Genomic DNA, 19,105 nt, shown 5'->3' with positions numbered 1-19,105 from the left:
ATTTGGCGCGGATCTGGCCTGTAGCACTGGAGGTTCAGGCGGCTTTTATTAGGGCCTCAATTACTCGTCGCCCGGCTAAAGGCGGCACAGCATTGCCAGCCATATGCATAGTCAAGCGATGACTGACCGGGCGCAGAGTGTCAGCTGGGAACGACATTGCGGCCAGGGCCTCGCTGGCGCTAAGCATCCGCATTCGAGCACCGTCCACCAAGGCCCAGCGGTCCAGAGTGGTGATGGTGCCGATCGGCCGATTAATGTCGCGGCCGGTGGTGCCGGAGCCTTTGCCGTAGTACGGCATGATGAATCGGTCGCCGAAGCGCTGGCGGCCGTTGCGCACCCGGTCAAGCGTGGCCTGTGCCCGGCCTGGCTTCTCGATCGGCGACCAGCGACCGGCGTCGAAGTCGAGGAAACTGGCGGCGGGCACATGCCGCTCTTGCGGCAGTTGAAGCATCAGCGGGGCTCTGCTGCGCGTCAGCACCATGAACAGGCGCACCCGGTGCTGCGGCACTCCAAGGTCGGCGCAGTCCACGATGTGCGGCGCTGCCTGATACCCCAGCGCCTGCACGGCCTGCAGCCAAGCAGGGTAGAGCACCCAGTCTGTGAATTCCGGCACATTCTCGATCACTGCTGCCTGCGGCCGGTGGAACTCAAGGGCCGATACTGGCGCCCAGGCCGTCGAGCGCGATGCGTCGTGCTCAGGGTTGCCAGACTTCTTGCCGCGGGCCTTAGCGTGACCCTGGCAGCAGGGGGAGGCAAGAAGGATGTCGTGCGCCGGCACTTGCTCCCAGCGCGCCTGGTGCAGGTCCTGGCAGACGTGTTGAGTGTCTGGATGGTTGGCGCTGTGCCATTCAACGGCCACCGGCCAGTGGTTTGCCGCCCAGAGAACCTGGACGCCTGCGGCGCGCGCGCCGGTGCTCCATCCGCCGAGTCCGGCGAACAGGTCGATTGCGGTGGGCATAGGAAAATCTCAAGTGCATGCTAAAGTGCCACAACTTACCAGCGGAGGGTTAGAGATGGTCCAGGTATATGAAGTAATTGCTGAGCTGAAGGCGGTCGAGTTCATCAACGTCGGGCGTGGGACTCAGGGACGCGTAATTCGCCTGGGTGGCGAGGAGCAGTTCCGCATCGAGGTTGATCATGTGGTCAGGGGCGTTGCAATTCCGAGTGGCGCTTTCGATACTGTGGATGAAGCGAAAGCGGAGCTTGTACGATTCTGGAGCAAGTGCAACGAAGCACTTCAAAATAATCCATCATGGATGGAAGTTCTGTAGCAAAACTGCTCTGCTCGATGGCGCCGCCCTCGCCGGGGAGGCGTTGTCGTTGAATAGGGGGAAGGCGCTGGCTGGCAGCGCGGGAGGGTCATACCGTTGGTGAATTCGCTTGGCTCGCGAGCCACGGCCACCGCAGATCACCTTTTGGGCTGAGCGAAGTCACCCAGTGCTGCGGTCAACTGATAGGCACCAAAACGGTGGTTCGGTATAGTGCCGCAGCACTTGGGTAGGCGCATGGTCTTGTGCATGACTCTAAAGCGATTGTTTTGACAACTTGGGATTTCAAGTTAACTTTGTGAGTAATTATGAGTTATAAGAAAGTTTTGACGAAAGAGTTAAACGCTAATCGGGTTCGGGAGATGATATCCGGTCTAGATTGTGAGTTTGATGAGGCTGGGGGGGACTACGATTTTTCAATAAAAAGAAATGGTTTGTATTACATGATTTCTTTGGATGCGAAAGAAAGGGAGTATGTTTCTCTCAGTTTGTCCATTGCAATGGATGATGGGGTGACTAAAGAGCGGTCATTTGACGTTGTGAATCATGTAAACTCTACGTATAAGGTTGTTAAGTGCTTTACAGTTGATCGGGGGCCGCACGTTGCGTTTACTCTAGCTGCTGAAATGTGGCTTCTTGATGATTCAGAGTTTGCGCGATTGTACGAGCGTGCGATGGGCTCAATCAATGCTGCTGTAGCAGAAGTTAATCAGGACTTTCCGGGTTTTATATAAGCCATGTCTAATAAAGATAATGACAAGAAGGTCACGTGGACAGAGGTTGGGGCGGGGGGCGGAGTTGGTACTCTTGCCTTGTTGGCTGTCAAGTACAAGGTTGTGGACGGCGGTCTGGCAGAGTTACTGATGTTTGTCACTCCGTTCTTGTCAGTTGCTTCTGCATCTATATATGCCCAAGCTGTGCAAGCTTTCAAAAGCTGGCGAGACTCTAAGCGAACCAACGATAAGCTTAATACCCTTCTTGCGAAATGTGATACTGCTTTGGCCGATGAAAATTTGCAGCCAGATGCAAGGCAGCATATCTTGTCCGTGCGAAATAAGGCGCAGGTAGTGGTAATTGAAGGGCACCTCATTGAGCTCAATGAGCATTTGGTGGCAATAGCCAAGCAGCCGGATCCACTGGGTATGAAAGTAAACAAGGCAGACCCTGCAAAATTATCAGATGGTCAGACCAATAATTGAACTAAGAATGACTGTGTGCTTTTATGGTCTAGGGCATGTTATGGCGGTATCAGTCATGCGGGTTGTTGAGCGTATGGTATTTTTCTGCTTCCGGCGCCGACTGCGGCAAAGGAGCTTGGTGGCCTCTGCCTGTAGGTAGGGATAGCGGACCAGCCGGGCGCTACCAGGTGATTCGGGTTGGCCTGGCTGCGCAGGTCGAGGTATGTCGCCTCGTTCACGTCGGTCAGATGCGAGGCCAAGTAGTTGCCGTCAGGAGCTACCTCTACCGATTTGCAGTACTGCTGGCCATTCGGCTTCTCGCACATCATGCTGAGGTAGATGGTCTAGCGATGGGGTATGTCGCGCACGGCGTCCACCAGCTGCTTCACGCGGATCTGCTTGAGCTTCTTCCAGTTGACCAGTACCTGCTGAACGCTCGGATCGATGTTGACCACGGCTGCGTGATTGGCGCCTACAAGCGCGCGGCAATCGCGCTCGAGCCTTGCGCGCATGTTGTGGGGTTTGCGCTTGCTCATTGCTGGTCTCTCTTGCTGGCTGCGCCGGCCTCCAAGCCATCGAGCACCTGCAGTGCTTTGGCGTGAGTACCTCGGAAAGCGCAGGTCTTGCCGCTCACACTGTCGATGATGTGCCACATTGCGCCCTTGGCTGTGACGTAGAACCGGGGGCGTGGCTGGGGAGCCTCGCGGCCGATCTTGGCGTAGAAGTCGGCGGTGGCCATGATTGTTCTTTCGCGCATGGTCGTCAGGGCTGCTGCGCTTTGCTGAGTGGCTTGGAGCATTGATCAATCCTCTGATGGTCAGGCGTGAAGTTCGAAGGCCTCAGCCCTGCGAACGATTCGAACTTGGGCGGTGCGCCGCTCTGGTGCGCGGCGATCGCGTCGGATGGGGTCGCCGTCGTTAACTGCTGAGTGCATGGCCATGATCCCGACCAGCAGGATGCAGAGCGGGCTGATGATCTGTTGGCGCATTGCCTTCGTGACAGCTTCGATGCGCCTGCCTGCTTCCAGCTTGAACAGCGCGGCCTCGATGCGGTTGGCCACGGTGCCCGGGCTTACCGCCATCTGGCGGGCGATCTCTTTGGTGGTGAGGCCTTGGGCCACCCACAGGATTGCTTCGAGCTCGCGGGGAGCCAGCGCCTTTCCGAGCTGGCCAATCCATGAGCCGCAGGTGATCGTTTCCATGAAGTGTCTCTCGGTGGGCTGCATTGGTCGTGAAGCTCGCTGCCGTTACCTCCCGGACCAAGGGGAGGGCGAACGTCACGACCGATGCAGCCTGGTGATGTGGGACCAGGTAGATCGGGCAGTTAACGTCAGGCTGACGCGTACCAAGTTGGTTGGTGGCCAGCGGCCAGCTCACCACTGCCCAGGTGACGGTCTTTGCGCTAGGCTGAGCGCTCTCACACAACACAGCCAGCAAAGGAGGGCGCAACCTTGGCGGTTTCGGTGGTTGCAAAATTCGTCGCAGACGAGTGGTTCAAAATCATGGCGATTCTCTGTTTCTTGATTTTCGTGGTGTCGCTCACAGTAGAGCTGAGGGTCGACAACGTTCTAGTAGGCTTTTTCTCGCTGTCAGGATTGCTGTGGGGTATCGGTGAAATGGCATGTCGGCCATATCGGGAAATTTTGGTAGAGGATTTCGCCGGCCCGGGATGGGGGAAGCTGTCAGGAAGGCCGCGGCGCCTCAATGCCCCAGGGCTTATCCTGTTCGCGCTATCCATCTCGGTTGCTGCTCTCGGATGTTTGAGAGGGTGGCCCATGGTGTCGGCAATGGTCTCAGCCATTTGATTGGTGATTTCCCGTCTGGCCCTGTCGCCAAGGCCAGCCAGTGAAATCGGTGTCCTCCCCATGCCTATGCCGCGGCTGTCCCCACCTGGCCGGGTCACACATTTCGTGTTCGGTGTTCTTCCCGGCTGGCTGCATGGTTTGGCGTCCTCCGATGGCGGAGTCCGGCAGCTATCCAGAGGCTGCATGGTCGACGACTTAGCTTGTCCCGACCCAGGTCATGGCCTGGGTGCGTCGAGGTGGTCACGTCTGGTTGTGTAAAGAGCGTTGGCTGCCGTAGCTGCCTGTCGCGAGCGCTAACACCAGCGACGAGCCAAATATGTACCACTGGTTCACAGTGGTCAAGTACCGAAAGTACATATTTTTTCTTTGGGCACAAAAAAGCCCGCTCAATTGGCGGGCTTGGATCTACGGGAGAGCTATAAATTTAGAGGACGGATCTAGGCCACTTCGCGTCTACGACTCGGCCAACGATGGACCAGGTGTTGTCCACTTCGACAGTAGGAAAAGCAGGATTTAAAGGCTTCAAATAGGCTTTGCCCGAATCCCATATGAACTGCTTGAAGGTCGCTTCATTCGAGTCGATTAACTTGGCCACGACAAATTGCCCGTTCTCCACATCGAACCCTGGCGCGACAAGGATAACCATGCCCTCGGAGAAGGACATGCCATTTGGCGATGTCATCGAAGGACCCCTGACCTTGAGCCAGAAGCCATGGGGGCCTGCCCATGCGTCCGAGGGATGGAGCTCGCACGAGGCGACGTTTGAAATGTCAACAGCTTCCATCGGCATCCCAGCCTGAACCCAACTTATTTCCGGGTATTCGTAGTATCTGACAGGACCCGATATCGGCTCTACGTTCGCATCAAAGCCTGAGGTTTCCTCCGTTATCCCGCCCTTGCCGTACTCGAGCCATTCAACCCGAACCTTCAGCGCAGAGGCGAGAGCTAGCATTTTTGCGCCGCTGGGGATGGATTCGCTGTTGAGCCATTTGCTTGCGGCCTTAGGTGTCACCTTGGCTATTTCTGCCAGGCGAGCGCCCGCACCCCATGCAGGGATGTCATTGGCGGCAAGCGCTTTCTTGAGGCGCGCCGAAAAAGCTGCCCGGATTTCGTCTATGTGAACCATAGGTTCAATATCGCATGCGCTTGCATGTACTTTCAGTTCCGACATAATATGTACTATCAGTTCATATGTCTGGGAGGCCACATGCGGGCACTCAAGAAGGCAGTCGATGATGCTGGCGGTGTTGCCGCTGTATCGATCGCTTGCGGGAAAACGCGCAGAGCCGTCTACAAGTGGTTGGTCGCCGGGTGCCTCCCTCGTACGGAATACACCGGCGAGACGAACTACGCCGAGAAAATCGCTTTGCTGGCTAAGGCAAACGGTAAGCCTTTTAAGCCTCAGCGCCTGCTTGCTGAAACTGCGCCTTCGAAGACTGCTGCTTGATAACGACCACAACCGAATTGTGGGCTTGTTGGCATTGCGCCAGTAGATGACCAAAACACCTGTGAATGTAACCAGTAGGAGAGAGTGGATGGACAGGATTACACAGGGACAAGCAGTGCTGGTCATGATGGCTGGCCGCTGTTCGCAGCTGAGCACCGAGTTGATCCTTTCGATTACCGGTCTTGAGCTTCCGTTTTTTTGGCTTGAGCTTTGGACTGGGGTTGGCGGGAAGAGTGAGCTGCTGGGATATGCGAAGTTCGAACGCTCAGAAGCCAGCAGCCCAAGGTGCCTTACGGAAGGAACTTACCAACTAGCGCAACTGCTCCAGGCAAACGCTCCAGTCCCTCATCCAATAGTTTCAATGTCAGGTGTTTTATGGCCTCGGCGGAGAGTCCTTTCAGACCTTGCACGAGGCGACTCTTCTCTTCGGGCGCAGTGTCACTCTCAAGGATTTTCCTTTCCAGGAGCTCACGGAGGGTGTCCTCGTGAATCTTGATTGTAACCGTGCCGAGAATGGCGCTCAGGCCGCCGTCATCGGCAATGAAATCCATCCCTGCCTCAGTGCAGCACATACCCGAAACATTGAAGAGGATGTCGCCGCCCATCCCAATTCGGACAGCCTCTTTCAACAGGCCATGCTGGTGAAGGTATACCAGGTTTGCCGCGAGCAACTGCTCTTCGAGCGCATCAAAATCCGCGTCCCACTCTGCCATAGGCAGTGCGCGAGGGTAGTGGGCTGCGCAGGCGTTAAGAATGCGCTTTTGAAGGTCTCTGTCCAGCTTCATATGTCCGGCCTCCGATCGGCTTTTCGTGTGGAAGCAAAAAGCTACCACGGATGCGCTGGACACCAATAACGCCCGAACTGCGGGCATAAAAAAACCGCCTGGCGGGGCGGTCTTCTGAAACAACTACGAGGTCGATTATGCAGTCCGCAATCGATACAGGCAATACCCAGCCTGTTGCATCAGCTTTGCCTGTGTTCACCAGTCTGTCGCGCCATGCTGCGCAAGGAGCTCAGTGGTGAGTGTTCAAGCTATGACCTGGGCATTGGCCATTCCTAAGACCTCGCTGGAAAACCCTGCGGCGCGCCATGTGCTTCTATGTCTCGCGAACTATGCCGGCAGCGACGGCCGCGGGGCTTTCCCTTCTGCTGGAACCCTCTCCTTGGACACGGGCCTCTCTGAGCGCACGGTACGCCTGAAACTGGATGAGTTATCGATTGGCGGGTGGATTGTAGAGGGTAACCAGGCCATCGCTGCAGCTTACATCGACCGCCGCGATCGTCGCCCGGTGGTCTATGACCTTCAGCTAAAGCGGGGTGCATCTACTGCACCTCGTCCTGAGCAGGGTGCAGGAAACCGCACGGGGTGCAGCTCACAGCGGAACGGGGTGCAGGAAAACGCAGAACGGGGTGCAGCAGCTGCACCCAATACGTTAACTAACCATTCTACTCACTCTCTGCGCGACCCTTTCGAAATGTCACTCGACTGGACGCCAGATCAGGATCAGCTGAAAGCCTACGCGGTTCGGGCCGGTCTGACTCTCGATCACTTCACCGCCGACGCAATGTCGGGATTCGTACTCCACCACGATGCGAAGGGCCTTGCCCGCACTGAGAAGCAGTGGCTGGCAGCACTGGTCAATTGGGTGAAGACCGACCTTGCTCGAGCAGCTCGCGCTGTAACTCCACGCACTGACGGTGGGCAGAGCAGCAGCTTCGATGATGAAGACACCACATGGATCGACTAGAGGGGCAGCGAATGAACCAGGTATCTGTGGTCGCTCATGGCCTTTGGGCCAAAGTCCAGTCGGGGCAGCCAATCCCCGCTGAGTATTCAATCCCGGCTGACGTGAAGGCTGAACTCAACCGAAAAACCGCTGCCGTGATCAACGACCTGTTCCGCGACCTGCGCACGATCTGCAGTGCCTGGAAGCAGGCTTGGCCAGATGAGGCGACTTACAAGGCCGCCAAGCAGCAATGGCTGACCGCCTTCCTCGAGGCAGGAATCAACACTACGGAGCAGCTGCAGTTCGGTCTGATGCGCTGCCGCCAATCTGGTCGCGAGTTCATTCCCGCGCCGGGCAAGTTCATCGAATGGTGCCAGCCATCCCCTGAAATGCTTGGCCTGCCCCCACTGGCCGCTGCATTCCGAGAGGCGTGCCGCAACGCCCATCCTTCAATGGCCGGCCAGGCCAAATGGTCGCATGACGCCGTGTGGCACGCCGCGAAAGAGGGCGGTTTCGAAAGCTTGCACCGCCTCGCGACCGACCTGAGCCTGAAGCTTTTCGAACGCAATTACACGATCGCAGTACGCCGCTTGGTGGCTGGCGAGCCGCTGCAGAAGATGCCGCTGGCTCTTCCGGCCGAGGTCGCGACGCGCAGTACTCCGGAAGTTGGTAACGCCGCACTGGCCGCGCTCCGCGCCCGGATGGCAGGCCAATGATCAAGCTGCCAGCGCCCGACCCCGTCGAGTACCGCTGGGCCCTGTACTGCCGTGGCGATCTGTTCGGCCTTGCAGTCACCGAGCACCCACCCATCGCGCTCTATCGGGATGAGGCTTTGGCCATCGCCCATGGCCAACTCATGTGGCCGAGCGCGTACACGATTATCGATCTTCACGGAGAAGACAGCCTATGCGGCAATCGAAACTGACCAAGGCCGCGCGCGGTCGGGAGTGCCAGGTGCGCATTCCTGAGGTGTGCAACGGCAACCCGGAAACCACCGTGCTCGCACATTATCGTTTGGCTGACACCTGTGGCGTCGGCAGGAAACCGCACGACATGCAGGGCGCCTGGTGCTGTAGCGCCTGCCATGATCCCTGCGACGGCCGTAGTCGCACTGTCGACCGCGACACCGCCCGTCAGTACCACGCAGAGGGCGTAATGCGTACACAGGCTGCACTCCTCAACGAAGGGGTGCTGGTCGCATGAAACCGCTCGGTATCCATTCAGTTAAGCCGCGCGTCCCACGCGCCAGGCCCGTCGACCGCGAAGGCCAAGAGCAGGCCGCCCTGATGCGGGAAATCGAGCTCCGTTACCCAGAGGTTTTCGAGCTGATCTACCACGTCCCGAACGGCGGTCATCGGGTGAAGGCTATTGCCGCCAAGCTCAAGGCTCAGGGCGTAAAGGCCGGCATCCCTGACCTGGTGCTGCCGATGGCCCGCGGCGGCTACTTCGGCCTGTACATCGAATTCAAGGCGACCGTCGAACCTGCGCCGGTCTCGATCAGCCAGAAGGACAGCCTGCGCCGGCTGAATGCCCAGGGCTACCTGGCCATCGTTTGCCGTGGGCACTTCGACGCCATGGAGCAACTGCGGGCCTATCTGCTGCTGCCCGCCACGGTGGCTGCATGAACTCGACGCGGGCTGTAAAGCTCACTGAGGCGGAGATTCGCCGGCATGGTGCTGACAGGTCGGTGCGCGACCTACGCGACCCGCGCCATCCCGGTCTGTACCTTCGCTTCTGGAGTAGCCGCGACCGTGGCACTTGGCATCTGGTTCGTGGCAAGCGCTGGGTACCGATCGCCCGCTGGCCGGACCTGAGCGTGGCCGCGGTTGTGGCTGAACTGCCTGCGATCCGTCAGCGCCTGCTGCGCGATCCAGCCACCGCGTTGGTAGCTTCTGGCATGGTGACTGTGGGTCAGCTGCTGGACTGGTACGGCGACCGTATGTCGCGGGACCGCTCGCTCTCTGCGAAGCGCAAGGCCGGCGCCCGTTCGGCCATTGCCCAGCACCTGAAACCGCGCCTGGAAAGCCTGACCGTGGCGCGCATTACCGCTGACTCTCTGGATAAACACCTGATGTGGCCGTGCCAGGCCGAGGTGTCGCTGTCCTATCTGCGTCAGATGTTCGCGCTGCTGCTTACCGCATTTCGCCAAGCATCAAAGCTGGGGATGATCGATGGCAACCCCATGGCCGGCATGCGATTCAGCGACTTCACCAAGGCAAGGATCCTGCCCAAGGCGGCGCACCTTCGTGACGTGCAGTTGCCTGAGCTGATGCAGCAGTTGGCCCCGGCATTCGCGATGACACCGGGTGACGCCATGCTGGCCCTGATGATGCTGAGCCACGGCACCCGAATCGGTGAGACCCGTTTGGCGCGGTGGGCGGATGTATCGCTGGCGGCCGCCGAGTGGTTCATTCCCGCTGTGCACACCAAGACCCGCATCGAGCACCGCCTGCCGCTGACTGCTCAACTCAAGGCATTGCTGACCCGTTACCGGGCGATCCAGCAGGCTCAAGGCTATGACGGTGCCTACCTGTTCCCGAATCGCCGTAGTGAGCCCTTAACCGAGACCCAGGCCAGCGCCGTGTTCACTCGTCTGGGGCAGGGCGCCTGGACCAGCCACGACCTGCGCAAGGTCTCCCGCACAACTTGGACCGACCTCGGCATCGACGGGCACATCGGCGAGATGTTGCTGAACCACACGCTCGGCAAGATCGCCAGCACCTATATCCATACCCAGGCCATGCAGCAGCGTCGGGCGGCACTGGAGAAGTGGCATGCGTGGCTTGATCAGATCGGTTTCGCAACCATCCACGGCCTTACAGAGGCCTTATTTGAAATCCCGCAGAATTCGCTACAGGCGACTATCGGCGAGGCCTCGGGCCACCTTACTGAATTTGTTACTAGCGAGGATTCGAAATGACCAATTTGAATGATCTTTCGCCGGCAGCGCGATCAGCTGCAATGCGGGGTGGTGTTGCCGGATGGGGCCAGGTCGGTGGTCAGCCAGGGCAAATCCGCTACATGGAACTGCGCAAAGAGCGCTCAGGTCGTCAGCCGAAATGCGCTTACGGCTGCGAGACGAACAAAACCCATCTGGGGTTCGCAAATGGCGTGTGCCTGATCTCGGGATGCGAAATGAGGATTCGACGCTGGGTGAAGGCAGGGCAGGCATGAGGAAGAGCCACGGCCCGGCGCTCAAGAAGGAAATGATCGTTCTGACGCAATGCTACGACTGCCGAGGGAAAGCGTTCATCAAGGGCGTCTTCTATGAGCTGCCCTACGGCCTGTGCAATGCATCGGGGTGGGTTTCGGCGGTGACGGGGCAAGCGCTACCTCTAGAAGAACTTGTAACACAGCTGGGTCTGCGAGTGCGCGAGCTGGAGCAGCAGGTTGACCGCGAGCGACCACCGCGCACTGAGGGCGCAGAGGCGCAGTACCAATTGAATAACCGCCGCGGCGCCGGCGGCACCAACTACACCGGGGATTGAGGAGAAAGGATCATGGTTTACAGCAGCGTTTCGGGTGCAGTAGTTGCCGCTCTGGCGGCGGGCGAGAAGGGGGCGGCAAAAGGTCAGGCCTGGCAGAAGCTGTACAAGTCGGCAGAGGAGGGGCGCGGCTGCCTAGCCTCGTTGGGAGGTCAATCAGGCGGCTCCGACCGCACGCAGGTCGATTACTGGTTGTCGGCGCGCCTCCACCATATGCTCAAGGGCAGGCATTGGGATGCATTAGTCGCCAAGTACAGCACCAACAAGGCCAAGAAGGTGCGGGCGATCACTCTGGTACGGCCGCTGATTGCGAGCCCTGCGCCGACACTCTTCATCTACAAGGCGGTTACTGCCTGGGCCATTCCAAAGCTCAAGGGTGCACGCCGCAAGGCACCACAAACTGTTTCCGTGGATATCCCGCTGGATTCGTCGCCATGGCGTCGCGAGGCCACTGTGATTGCTGCGGTTGCCGCCGCCCATGCTGCGAAGAAGCGTATCGAGGCGCTCGCTGAGGATGTAATCATCCTGCCGGACTGCTTCTACGACATGAACACGTGGGATCTCGAAGCCACGCCAGAATCGACCCGCCGTCGATGGAGGGGGGATATCTACGACAAACTGGAAGGGCTCGTTGCGGACGCCTTAGCAGATGTAGAGCAGATCCTTCGTGCAGAAGGTTTGCTAGAGGCGAGCTATGCTGCTCGATCGTCAGCAGAATCGTAGATCAGCGGACGGTGGTCATGGATTGCCATCGTGGCATAATGCTATCTCAAATTTTCAAAAGGAGTTGAGAGATGCTGGTTTATGCAAATAAGTTTGATTTCGAGCCTGAATACGGTGCTGATGAGGTCATAAAAATCATCGCCGCTTGGGCCGGTCGGACTGCTAAAACGTTTGTTGATCCTATTAAGCTAAATGGAGGCATACGTAATTTTTCAGTAAATGGATATTCAATCTCTTCGTGGACCAATAGCGCGGTGGTCGATGAACTCAATACCCCTTACTTATTTAATTTCCGCTTGGTGCATCAGGACAGCAAATTGAAAGGTCGCCAGTGGATAACCGAGGTTGGGGTGAGGCAGCGCCCAGGTAGCGATATAGTCGAATGCTCCGTACTTCTGAAAGCTGACGAAGTCAGCGCGAAGGTTGTATCGCAGATCAAAGTGACAAGGCCCAGTCTTGTTAATTCGCTGGTTGAAAAGTGCAGGCCCGTATCAGGAACTCCCGGGTTATATCCCAAAAGTCTTGAAATAGAAAACGCTTTCGCGTATTTGGCCGATGTACATAACGAATCTCGTGTGAGTCCGCTTGTTGTCGTCAGTGCCAGGGATGGTGAATACCCAGTAAATCCTGAGAGCATTAGGCGTCAAGTTTTGGGGTTGGCAAATGTGGTTTGTATACCTGCTGATGAGGATACGTTTCAGCTAGAAGAAATTGTGGGTCGTAGATATATGTCTTTTTCCGGGGGGGTAAGAGTTGTATTTCCTGTTCGGGACTCTAGTTCGGGAAGCTACGTAGAAACCGTTCTTTTGCGGTCAGAGGATTATGCTGGATTTGGGCGAGATGTTCCGACACTGGCATCTGAGGTTTTGGCTGTAATCACTCACAGGAGCAATATTTCACTTCAGCGTGCCCACATTTCAAGCGAAGCAGTTAGGCTTGAGGTGTTGAGAAGTAAGCTTGGTAATGCTGCAGCCAAAGCCAGATCAGAAGATAGCTCTGAGGAAATGAAGGTTTATGCTCAGTTGTTAGAAGCGGCTGATGAAGACTTGGCGTGCAAAGATTCAGAAGTTGCTGCGCTAACTGTAAGGCTGGAAAGCTATGAGGCGGATTTGAGGCGTGCGCAGTCAACTATAGAAGGGCTGAAACATCGCATTGAAGGCAGGCTTGCGGCAGAGGACGATGATAGTGAGCTTTCTCGAGTATTTTTGACTATTCGCGAAGCTTATATAAATATTAGAAATGATTCGGCGATGTTATTTGAGGTTTTGAGCGTAATTGGTGCGCTCTACTCAGATCGAATTGTTGTTTTGGAGTCGGCTTATTCGTCCGCCCAAGAATCCGATAAGGCTGGTTTCAAATATAGCTCTAAAGCTTACGATTTGTTAGAGGTGCTTGCTAATTCATATTGGCTCTTAATGGCGGAAGGGCACGGCGATCAGCAGGCGAAAAGTGTGTTCGGAAACTCCTTTACCGCTAATGAGGCATCTCTGTCGAAAGAAGGGCGTAAAAGACGCACATTCGACTACAGAGGACAGAAAATTTTTATGGATCGTCACTTGAAACATGGGGTTAAAGACAGTGCGGCAGAAACGTTGCGAGTGCATTTTGATTGGTCAGCGTCGGAAAAAAAACTCGTTATAGGCCATTGCGGGAAGCATCTGGATTTCTGATTGATACGATGCTCTGAAAATCTGCTTGACTAACGTGAGCGAATGAGCGAATTTATGCACATGCTGTCATTCCTGCGCTTGTTAGGTTGACAAAGAAAGCCCGGCCTTCGCGTCGGGCTTTGTCATTTGTGGGGATGTTTAAAGCTAGCCGGGAGTGTGCTAACGGTCAGCATGTGGACGGAATGTGAACTCCACGAGATTGGCCTAACAGGGTCAATATATCCACCAATTCGAAGCCCCGCACTTGCCGGGGTTTTTTTGTTTTCGGCCCCGCCACACCCATCGCCCCGAGTTGGGTGTGCGGTTGGGGTCGAATCTATTCCGCTCCCCAAAGGGGAGCAACCGAGATGCCAAACATGCCCGAGAAGGACCCAGGCCTGTGGGCCGCTGCACTGGCCTGGCTGGTGGCGCACCAACCGCAGCTTTATACGGGGGGCATTGCCGCCGCAGTGGCAATGTGCCGCGTTATCTACGGCGGCGGGCGAGGCCGGAAAATGGTTCTCGAAGGAGCCATCTGCGGACTTATCGCAATCAGCTTGTTGCCAGTGCTGGAGTATTTTGCTCTGCCGCCCAATTTATCCGTGTTCGCTGGCTGCATGGTTGGCTTCATTGGGGTCGACAAGCTGCGCGAGTACTCCGACCGGTTCATGAGCAAGAAGGTAGAGGGTTGACTCATGTCGAATACCTCAGCAGGTAAGCGCTCTAAGCCGTATGGGTATCGCTGGCAGCAGGCCCGCGAAGGTTGGCTACAGCAAAACCCAGTCTGCGTTCGTTGCAAGCAGACAGGTCTTACTAAGCCAGCTGCTGTTGTGGACCACATCCAGCCGCATCGCGGCGACATGACTATTTTCTGGGATCGGACCAACTGGCAATCGCTGTGCACTAACTGCCACAGCTCCTACAAGCAGCGCCTTGAGAAGTCCGGGCGTGAGGCCGGGTGCGACGTCAGCGGTAGACCGCTGGACCCTGGACATCACTGGAATCGACTCGCCTGAGGGCTTCCAGGCGTTACGGCGCCCGATTTCAGTGGGGAGGGGGTTGGAAATGTTTTTTCGCACACCTTTCCTGACCGTTCGCCCTTCTCCGTGCGCACAACCGCGAAATGAAATGATTTTTTTTGGGACCAAAAAATGGCCGGGAGACGACCCACCCCGACAGAGCTGAAGCTTGTCAGGGGCAACCCCGGCAAGCGCGCCATCAACAAGAACGAACCCAAACCCGCCAGGCGTATCCCCAGCGCCCCGGCGCATTTGACGAACGAAGCCCAGGTGGCCTGGGGGCGTCTGACGGTCCTGCTTGATCGCATGGGCGTGCTCACTGAAGCGGACGGCTTTGCCCTCGAGCGGCTGTGCGACTGCTATGCCGAAATTCTCGCGCTGCGCGAAATCGTCGACGCGCAGGGACGAACCTACGAGACCACCAGCACCCAGGGTGAATTGGTGCTCAAGGCAAACCCGGCCGTTGCAATGCTCGCCGACGTTGATCGCCGATTTAAAAGCTATCTGGTCGAGTTCGGCCTCACTCCAGCCGCCCGTTCCAAAGTTCAGGTAAAGCAGAATGACGACGAAGAAGACCCGCTCGCGGAGCACTTCGGTTGACGATCCTGCGACCCAGTACGCCAGAGAAGTACATTCGGGCGACCGGACCGCAGGGCCGGACATCCGAAATGCGTGCGCTCGGCACCTTCGGGACCTGGAGGAGGGGCCAAAGCGCGGGCTGTTCTGGGATCTTGAAGAGGCCAACAAGGCCATACGTTTCTACCGCGCCGTTCTGAAACTCAATGGCGGCGAGTTTGAAGGGCAGCCGTTCGAGCTACTGCCCTGGCAGAAATTCATCGTCGGCAGCATTTTCGGCTGGAAAGGCAGTGACGGCTATCGGCGGTTTCGAGTGGTTTACGTCGAAAGCGGCAAAGGTTCGGGCAAATCACCGTTGGCTGCAGGTGTTGGATTGAGGGGCTTGGTTGGGGACAACGAGGCCCGCGCCGAGATCTACGCCGCTGCAACCAAAAAGGATCAGGCCATGATCCTGTTCCGCGACGCTGTCGCAATGGTGCAGCAGTCGCCGGAGTTGACCAAGCGTCTCGCCTACAGCGGCACCGGTCAGAACATTTGGAACCTCGCCTACCTAAAAGCCGGGTCGTTCTTCCGGCCGATCAGCTCGGACGATGGCCAGTCCGGCCCCAGGCCGCACATGGCGCTGATCGACGAGGTGCACGAACACAAAACCAACCTGGTCGTGGAGATGATGCGAGCCGGCACCAAGAGCCGTAAGCAAGCACTCATTTTCATGATCACCAACAGCGGCTCGAACAAGCGCGGCCCGTGCTGGGAGTATCACGAATACGGCGCTAGGGTGGCTTCCGGGGCGCTCGTCGACGATGGTTTTTTTGCCTACATCTGCTCCCTGGATGAAGGTGATGATCCCATTCAGGATGAAAGCTGCTGGTTCAAATCCAATCCGTCACTGCAGGACGCCGATCTGCCCGGCATGAAGTACCTCCGCGAACAGGTAACCGAGGCGCGAGGGATGCCGAGCAAAGAGGCCATGGTGCGCCGGCTGAATTTCTGTGAGTGGACGGGGGCCGAATCGCCCTGGATTTCATGGGATGTCTGGAGCCAGGCGGAAGAGCGCGTACCGATGTCGCTTCTGCGTAACCGGCCTTGTGTGGGTGGGCTGGATCTTTCCAGCACCACCGACCTGACGTCTTTTGTCCTGCTGTTCTACCCAACCCATGAGGATCAGCACTGGCGGTTACTCCCGTACTTCTGGATCCCTGACTACGAGCTGGATAAGCGCGAGGCCCGGGACAAAGTGCCGTATGCGGCCTGGGTTAAATCGCGAGACCTTGAAACAACACCGGGCCGCGCTATCAGCAAGCTGCATGTGCTTCGCCGGATGCAAACAATCTGCGACTTCTTCCAGGTGGACAAGATTGCATTTGACCGGTGGCGGATTGAGGACATGCGCCAACTTATGACGGAGTACGGCATCGAGTTGCCCCCACTGGTTGAGTTTGGTCAGGGCTTCAAGGATATGGGGCCGGCGGTAGACGAGTTCGAGCGCCGTCTCCTTGGGATGGCCGAGCTACGCGCTGACGCTGGCGATACCTCATCGGAATTCTTTGACGATGCCATGCCGGTCGAAACGGTGGAGTCCTTGCGGCATGACGGCAATCCGGTAATGACCTGGTGTGCCGGTAACGCCGTAATAGTTTCTGATCCAGCCAACAACCGCAAAGCGGACAAGGCCAAAGCAACGGGCAGGATTGACGGAATCATCGCTGCAATCATGGCCACAGGCGTCAGCGGGGCGGTTTCAGCCGGAAGTGCCGGCTCATCAATTTATGACGAAGGAGTCGGCGTTTGAACATCATAGCTATTGCGGCCTGGTTGGCCGGCTTGGTCGGTTTCGGCCTGCTGACCTACGGGGTCGCCCTGATCAACGTGCCCGGCGCGTTCATCCTCTCTGGACTTAGTCTGATCGGCTGGGCCTGGTTGGCTGACAAAGCGGCTGCCCGTATTCATCGCAAACGCAATCCTGAAGGGGGCTAGGCATGTTTTTCAGTAATGTGCTTGGTGCCAGCGAGGGCGTGGTGTCAGATGCCGGTGGCGGGTTTTGGCGCAGTTTGATCGGCTCTGGTCGTGCGTCATCGGGCGTGACGGTCACCCCAGACAGCGCCTTGGCGATCACAGTGTTGCAGAACTGCGTCACGCTGCTGGCTGAGAGCATCGCCCAATTGCCGCTCGAGATGTACCGCCGGCTCGGTGACGGCAAGCGCGAAGCCGCGTCAGACCATCCGCTTTACGACGTACTTCGCTACCAACCGAACCCCTGGCAGACCCCGTATGAGTACCGCGAAGCCAGCCAGTTGGCGTTGGGGTTGCGAGGCAACAGCTACAGCTTTATTGAAAGGGGTGATGATGGTGCGGTAAAGGCTCTCTACCCACTGCGCAACGACAAAGTGTTGGTGATGAAGGGCGGCGATCTCCGGCCGGTATACCGAATCGGTGGGCACCAACCATTGCCCATGCGGCTGATTCATCATGTGCGGTGGCATACAAAGAATCACTACACAGGGCTTTCACCCATCGAGTTGCACGCCGACGCGGTGGGCCTGGCTCAGGCTGTCCGGCAATACGCAGGCAAATCATTTGCCAACGGTACCGCGGTCAGCGGGGTGATTGAACGCCCTGTAGGTGCCGCGCCGATCAAGGAACAAGGCAGTATCGATCGCATACTCGATCAGTGGGGTAACAAATTCTCCGGCATCGACAATGCAAAGAAGGTCGCGATGCTGCAGGAGGGGATGACTTTCAAGCCGGTGTCGATGAACAACGTTGATGCCGAGTTGCTTGGCATTCTCAAGGCCACCGGCCTTGATCTGGCGCGCATCTACAAGATCCCGCCACATATGGTCAATGACCTGGAGAAGGCGAGCTACAACAGCCTGGAACAGCTGCTGATCCAGTACGTGATCTTTGCCTTGATGCCGTGGGTCAAGCGGCATGAGCAGGCCATGATGCGTGACTTTCTCCTGCCAGGGGAGCGGCGAGATTACTTCATCGAGTTCAACCTTTCCGGCTTGCTGCGAGGCGACCAAAAAAGCCGGTACGACGCATACGCTATTGGCCGTCAGTGGGGCTGGCTGTCGATCAATGACATTCGCCGCCTCGAGAACATGCCGCCAGTAGCCAACGGCGACAGCTACCTGCAGCCGTTGAACATGACCGACGTGGCGCATGGTCTGCCCAATATGAACAACCCAGACGTTCGCGCTCAGCTCGAGCAGCAGCGTGACGATCTCTTGAGGATGCTTGCCGCATGAAACGACACTTGCGCGCCGCCAGCCTGCTGTTCAATCAGCCGCTGCTGACGACCCCCGACATGCTGGACCTTGCCGTGCGCTGGGCCAACCAAACCATGAGCCTGAACATCGTCAACTTGAGCATGGGTGGTGCGCAGGCCGATCCCAGGATGTTTTACGACGAAGATGATTATCAGGCCCAGCAGGATCGCCGCGAGGAGCAACGGAGAGCTGCGATCGCCCAGACAGGCGTGGAGGTGATTCCGGTTCACGGTGTGCTGGTGAGCCGGGGCAGTCACCTAAATGCCTGTGAAACCATGACCAGCTACGAAGGGCTGCGTGCTGTCCTCAACCAGGCGGTTGCCGACCCGATGGTCGAGCATATCGTCTTGGATATCGACAGCCCTGGCGGGAGCGCCGTCGGTGCCTTCGAGCTGGCGGCAGATATTCGCGCAGCAACCAAAGTGAAGCCCATCACCGGCCTGGTCAATTACATGGCGTACTCCGGCGGCTACCTGATTGCCGCCGCATGTTCCGAGGTCGTGGTCAGCCTGACATCAGGCGTGGGCTCCATTGGCGTCATCGCCAGCCATATGGACCGCTCGAAGATGATCGACGGCATGGGCGTCAAGGTCACCACGGTGTTTGCAGGGGCGCACAAGAACGATCTGAGCCCAAACGAACCGCTTACCGAGCAGTCACTTCAAGTGCTCAACGACATCGTGCAAGAGAGCTACCAGCTCTTTACCACGCACGTAGCTGAGTACCGCGGCCGCGATGTGGCCGACATCATCGCGACCCAGGCTGCCTGCTATCGGGGATCAGCCGCCATCGCTGCTGGTCTGGCGGATCGCCTGGAGTCACCCCAGCTTGCGGTCGACAACTTGTCCCAGGCCGTTGCCTTCAGTCGCGCCCAGCGACTGGGCGGCGCGCAGGTCAGGCAGCGCATCAGTGTGCAGGCCTCGGCCTTCGCCATTCAGTCTCAACTCTGACCGCGT

Annotated in this window: 26 protein-coding genes and 1 pseudogene; 21 read left to right on the top strand and 6 right to left on the bottom strand. The window is 57.6% G+C overall.

Annotated features, from left to right (window positions below):
* Positions 1–34 precede the first annotated feature (34 nt).
* On the bottom strand, positions 35–958 hold the full coding sequence (locus IDM28_RS11935) for a DNA cytosine methyltransferase (RefSeq protein ID WP_188036027.1): 924 nt from the start codon (positions 956–958) through the stop codon (positions 35–37).
* A gap of 55 nt (positions 959–1,013) precedes the next feature.
* On the opposite strand from IDM28_RS11935, the gene IDM28_RS11930 reads away from it, so the two are divergent.
* The 3 genes from IDM28_RS11930 to IDM28_RS11920 all read left to right on the top strand — a co-directional run bounded on the left by IDM28_RS11930 (position 1,014) and on the right by IDM28_RS11920 (position 2,467).
* Positions 1,014–1,271 (top strand): hypothetical protein, encoded by a 258-nt coding sequence (locus IDM28_RS11930; protein ID WP_188036026.1) that lies wholly within the window; start codon positions 1,014–1,016, stop codon positions 1,269–1,271.
* A 305-nt stretch (positions 1,272–1,576) separates the two neighbouring features.
* Positions 1,577–2,002: a hypothetical protein gene (locus tag IDM28_RS11925; RefSeq protein WP_188036025.1), complete on the top strand. Its 426-nt coding sequence runs from the start codon at positions 1,577–1,579 to the stop codon at positions 2,000–2,002.
* Positions 2,003–2,005: 3 nt separating this feature from the next.
* Complete coding sequence (locus tag IDM28_RS11920) at positions 2,006–2,467, top strand: hypothetical protein (protein WP_188036024.1); 462 nt, start codon at positions 2,006–2,008, stop codon at positions 2,465–2,467.
* A 53-nt stretch (positions 2,468–2,520) separates the two neighbouring features.
* Here the strand turns inward: IDM28_RS11920 and IDM28_RS24220 are convergent.
* The 3 genes and pseudogenes from IDM28_RS24220 to IDM28_RS11905 form a co-directional block, all read right to left on the bottom strand.
* Positions 2,521–2,982 (bottom strand): annotated as a pseudogene (locus IDM28_RS24220) (hypothetical protein).
* The gene (locus IDM28_RS11910) at positions 2,979–3,245 is read right to left on the bottom strand and encodes a hypothetical protein (protein ID WP_188036023.1); all 267 of its coding nucleotides are present in this window, start codon (positions 3,243–3,245) and stop codon (positions 2,979–2,981) included. The pseudogene IDM28_RS24220 and the gene IDM28_RS11910 overlap by 4 nt, the downstream one beginning before the upstream one ends.
* A gap of 18 nt (positions 3,246–3,263) precedes the next feature.
* Positions 3,264–3,647, bottom strand: coding sequence for a response regulator transcription factor (locus IDM28_RS11905; protein WP_103437451.1), 384 nt, complete (start codon positions 3,645–3,647; stop codon positions 3,264–3,266).
* A gap of 249 nt (positions 3,648–3,896) precedes the next feature.
* Here IDM28_RS11905 and IDM28_RS11900 point away from each other — a divergent pair, with 249 nt between their 5' ends.
* Entirely contained in the window at positions 3,897–4,250 is a 354-nt protein-coding gene (locus tag IDM28_RS11900) for a hypothetical protein (RefSeq protein WP_188036022.1), read from the top strand.
* A 424-nt stretch (positions 4,251–4,674) separates the two neighbouring features.
* Here IDM28_RS11900 and IDM28_RS24040 read toward each other — a convergent pair whose 3' ends face one another.
* The gene (locus IDM28_RS24040; RefSeq protein WP_316937000.1) at positions 4,675–5,823 is read right to left on the bottom strand and encodes a helix-turn-helix domain-containing protein; all 1,149 of its coding nucleotides are present in this window, start codon (positions 5,821–5,823) and stop codon (positions 4,675–4,677) included.
* Positions 5,824–5,987: 164 nt separating this feature from the next.
* A complete protein-coding gene (locus tag IDM28_RS11890; protein ID WP_188036021.1) occupies positions 5,988–6,482 on the bottom strand; it encodes a hypothetical protein in 495 nt (164 codons plus the stop codon).
* A gap of 250 nt (positions 6,483–6,732) precedes the next feature.
* Here IDM28_RS11890 and IDM28_RS11885 point away from each other — a divergent pair, with 250 nt between their 5' ends.
* The 17 genes from IDM28_RS11885 (at position 6,733) to IDM28_RS11805 (ending at position 19,099) form a co-directional block, all read left to right on the top strand.
* Entirely contained in the window at positions 6,733–7,446 is a 714-nt protein-coding gene (locus tag IDM28_RS11885; protein WP_188036372.1) for a DnaT-like ssDNA-binding domain-containing protein, read from the top strand.
* A gap of 11 nt (positions 7,447–7,457) precedes the next feature.
* Positions 7,458–8,141, top strand: a complete 684-nt coding sequence (locus IDM28_RS11880; protein WP_188036020.1) for a replication protein P — start codon at positions 7,458–7,460, stop codon at positions 8,139–8,141.
* Positions 8,138–8,350 (top strand): hypothetical protein, encoded by a 213-nt coding sequence (locus tag IDM28_RS11875; protein ID WP_188036019.1) that lies wholly within the window; start codon positions 8,138–8,140, stop codon positions 8,348–8,350. Before IDM28_RS11880 ends, IDM28_RS11875 begins: the two co-directional genes overlap by 4 nt.
* Complete coding sequence (locus IDM28_RS11870) at positions 8,332–8,628, top strand: DUF1364 domain-containing protein (protein ID WP_188036018.1); 297 nt, start codon at positions 8,332–8,334, stop codon at positions 8,626–8,628. Before IDM28_RS11875 ends, IDM28_RS11870 begins: the two co-directional genes overlap by 19 nt.
* On the top strand, positions 8,625–9,050 hold the full coding sequence (locus tag IDM28_RS11865; RefSeq protein WP_188036017.1) for a VRR-NUC domain-containing protein: 426 nt from the start codon (positions 8,625–8,627) through the stop codon (positions 9,048–9,050). Before IDM28_RS11870 ends, IDM28_RS11865 begins: the two co-directional genes overlap by 4 nt.
* Positions 9,047–10,345, top strand: coding sequence for a tyrosine-type recombinase/integrase (locus IDM28_RS11860; protein ID WP_188036016.1), 1,299 nt, complete (start codon positions 9,047–9,049; stop codon positions 10,343–10,345). The genes IDM28_RS11865 and IDM28_RS11860 overlap by 4 nt, the downstream gene beginning before the upstream one ends.
* Positions 10,342–10,599 carry a hypothetical protein gene (locus IDM28_RS11855; protein WP_188036015.1) on the top strand — a complete coding sequence of 86 codons (258 nt, stop codon included), beginning with the start codon at positions 10,342–10,344 and terminating at the stop codon, positions 10,597–10,599. Before IDM28_RS11860 ends, IDM28_RS11855 begins: the two co-directional genes overlap by 4 nt.
* Positions 10,596–10,913 (top strand): hypothetical protein, encoded by a 318-nt coding sequence (locus IDM28_RS11850; RefSeq protein ID WP_188036014.1) that lies wholly within the window; start codon positions 10,596–10,598, stop codon positions 10,911–10,913. The genes IDM28_RS11855 and IDM28_RS11850 overlap by 4 nt, the downstream gene beginning before the upstream one ends.
* A 12-nt stretch (positions 10,914–10,925) precedes the next feature.
* Positions 10,926–11,633 (top strand): hypothetical protein, encoded by a 708-nt coding sequence (locus tag IDM28_RS11845; RefSeq protein ID WP_188036013.1) that lies wholly within the window; start codon positions 10,926–10,928, stop codon positions 11,631–11,633.
* Between the two features lie 71 nt (positions 11,634–11,704).
* Positions 11,705–13,303 (top strand): hypothetical protein, encoded by a 1,599-nt coding sequence (locus IDM28_RS11840; RefSeq protein ID WP_188036012.1) that lies wholly within the window; start codon positions 11,705–11,707, stop codon positions 13,301–13,303.
* 356 nt (positions 13,304–13,659) lie between these two features.
* Complete coding sequence (locus IDM28_RS11835) at positions 13,660–13,974, top strand: phage holin, lambda family (protein ID WP_410524663.1); 315 nt, start codon at positions 13,660–13,662, stop codon at positions 13,972–13,974.
* A gap of 3 nt (positions 13,975–13,977) precedes the next feature.
* The gene (locus IDM28_RS11830; protein ID WP_188036010.1) at positions 13,978–14,298 is read left to right on the top strand and encodes an HNH endonuclease; all 321 of its coding nucleotides are present in this window, start codon (positions 13,978–13,980) and stop codon (positions 14,296–14,298) included.
* Between the two features lie 135 nt (positions 14,299–14,433).
* Complete coding sequence (locus IDM28_RS11825; RefSeq protein WP_188036009.1) at positions 14,434–14,901, top strand: phage terminase small subunit P27 family; 468 nt, start codon at positions 14,434–14,436, stop codon at positions 14,899–14,901.
* On the top strand, positions 14,861–16,669 hold the full coding sequence (locus IDM28_RS11820; protein ID WP_188036008.1) for a terminase large subunit: 1,809 nt from the start codon (positions 14,861–14,863) through the stop codon (positions 16,667–16,669). Before IDM28_RS11825 ends, IDM28_RS11820 begins: the two co-directional genes overlap by 41 nt.
* Positions 16,666–16,854, top strand: coding sequence for a hypothetical protein (locus IDM28_RS11815; RefSeq protein WP_188036007.1), 189 nt, complete (start codon positions 16,666–16,668; stop codon positions 16,852–16,854). Before IDM28_RS11820 ends, IDM28_RS11815 begins: the two co-directional genes overlap by 4 nt.
* Positions 16,855–16,895: 41 nt before the next feature.
* Positions 16,896–18,128, top strand: a complete 1,233-nt coding sequence (locus IDM28_RS11810; protein ID WP_316936999.1) for a phage portal protein — start codon at positions 16,896–16,898, stop codon at positions 18,126–18,128.
* Between the two features lie 8 nt (positions 18,129–18,136).
* Positions 18,137–19,099 (top strand): S49 family peptidase, encoded by a 963-nt coding sequence (locus IDM28_RS11805; protein WP_262500076.1) that lies wholly within the window; start codon positions 18,137–18,139, stop codon positions 19,097–19,099.
* The last annotated feature ends 6 nt before the right edge of the window (positions 19,100–19,105 follow it).

The sequence above is a fragment of the Pseudomonas sp. EZ-C24 genome (genome assembly GCF_014525325.1).
Classification (GTDB): domain Bacteria; phylum Pseudomonadota; class Gammaproteobacteria; order Pseudomonadales; family Pseudomonadaceae; genus Aquipseudomonas; species Aquipseudomonas shirazensis.
The sequence above is the reverse complement of the archived record's forward strand: the minus strand, read 5'-3'. Positions and strand labels throughout refer to the sequence as shown.

Excerpts from the sequence above, each read along its gene's own strand:
- IDM28_RS24040 (WP_316937000.1), bottom strand. The coding sequence starts at position 5,823 with ATGACCAGCACTGCTTGTCCCTGTGTAATCCTGTCCATCCACTCTCTC.
- IDM28_RS11885 (WP_188036372.1), top strand. The coding sequence starts at position 6,733 with ATGACCTGGGCATTGGCCATTCCTAAGACCTCGCTGGAAAACCCTGCG.
- IDM28_RS11825 (WP_188036009.1), top strand. The coding sequence starts at position 14,434 with ATGGCCGGGAGACGACCCACCCCGACAGAGCTGAAGCTTGTCAGGGGC.
- IDM28_RS11840 (WP_188036012.1), top strand. The coding sequence starts at position 11,705 with ATGCTGGTTTATGCAAATAAGTTTGATTTCGAGCCTGAATACGGTGCT.
- IDM28_RS11835 (WP_410524663.1), top strand. The coding sequence starts at position 13,660 with ATGCCCGAGAAGGACCCAGGCCTGTGGGCCGCTGCACTGGCCTGGCTG.
- IDM28_RS11870 (WP_188036018.1), top strand. The coding sequence starts at position 8,332 with ATGCGGCAATCGAAACTGACCAAGGCCGCGCGCGGTCGGGAGTGCCAG.
- IDM28_RS11855 (WP_188036015.1), top strand. The coding sequence starts at position 10,342 with ATGACCAATTTGAATGATCTTTCGCCGGCAGCGCGATCAGCTGCAATG.
- IDM28_RS11930 (WP_188036026.1), top strand. The coding sequence starts at position 1,014 with ATGGTCCAGGTATATGAAGTAATTGCTGAGCTGAAGGCGGTCGAGTTC.
- IDM28_RS11925 (WP_188036025.1), top strand. The coding sequence starts at position 1,577 with ATGAGTTATAAGAAAGTTTTGACGAAAGAGTTAAACGCTAATCGGGTT.
- IDM28_RS11890 (WP_188036021.1), bottom strand. The coding sequence starts at position 6,482 with ATGAAGCTGGACAGAGACCTTCAAAAGCGCATTCTTAACGCCTGCGCA.
- IDM28_RS11935 (WP_188036027.1), bottom strand. The coding sequence starts at position 958 with ATGCCCACCGCAATCGACCTGTTCGCCGGACTCGGCGGATGGAGCACC.
- IDM28_RS11920 (WP_188036024.1), top strand. The coding sequence starts at position 2,006 with ATGTCTAATAAAGATAATGACAAGAAGGTCACGTGGACAGAGGTTGGG.
- IDM28_RS11820 (WP_188036008.1), top strand. The coding sequence starts at position 14,861 with ATGACGACGAAGAAGACCCGCTCGCGGAGCACTTCGGTTGACGATCCT.
- IDM28_RS11845 (WP_188036013.1), top strand. The coding sequence starts at position 10,926 with ATGGTTTACAGCAGCGTTTCGGGTGCAGTAGTTGCCGCTCTGGCGGCG.
- IDM28_RS11865 (WP_188036017.1), top strand. The coding sequence starts at position 8,625 with ATGAAACCGCTCGGTATCCATTCAGTTAAGCCGCGCGTCCCACGCGCC.
- IDM28_RS11850 (WP_188036014.1), top strand. The coding sequence starts at position 10,596 with ATGAGGAAGAGCCACGGCCCGGCGCTCAAGAAGGAAATGATCGTTCTG.
- IDM28_RS11905 (WP_103437451.1), bottom strand. The coding sequence starts at position 3,647 with ATGGAAACGATCACCTGCGGCTCATGGATTGGCCAGCTCGGAAAGGCG.
- IDM28_RS11910 (WP_188036023.1), bottom strand. The coding sequence starts at position 3,245 with ATGCTCCAAGCCACTCAGCAAAGCGCAGCAGCCCTGACGACCATGCGC.
- IDM28_RS11880 (WP_188036020.1), top strand. The coding sequence starts at position 7,458 with ATGAACCAGGTATCTGTGGTCGCTCATGGCCTTTGGGCCAAAGTCCAG.
- IDM28_RS11860 (WP_188036016.1), top strand. The coding sequence starts at position 9,047 with ATGAACTCGACGCGGGCTGTAAAGCTCACTGAGGCGGAGATTCGCCGG.
- IDM28_RS11875 (WP_188036019.1), top strand. The coding sequence starts at position 8,138 with ATGATCAAGCTGCCAGCGCCCGACCCCGTCGAGTACCGCTGGGCCCTG.
- IDM28_RS11830 (WP_188036010.1), top strand. The coding sequence starts at position 13,978 with ATGTCGAATACCTCAGCAGGTAAGCGCTCTAAGCCGTATGGGTATCGC.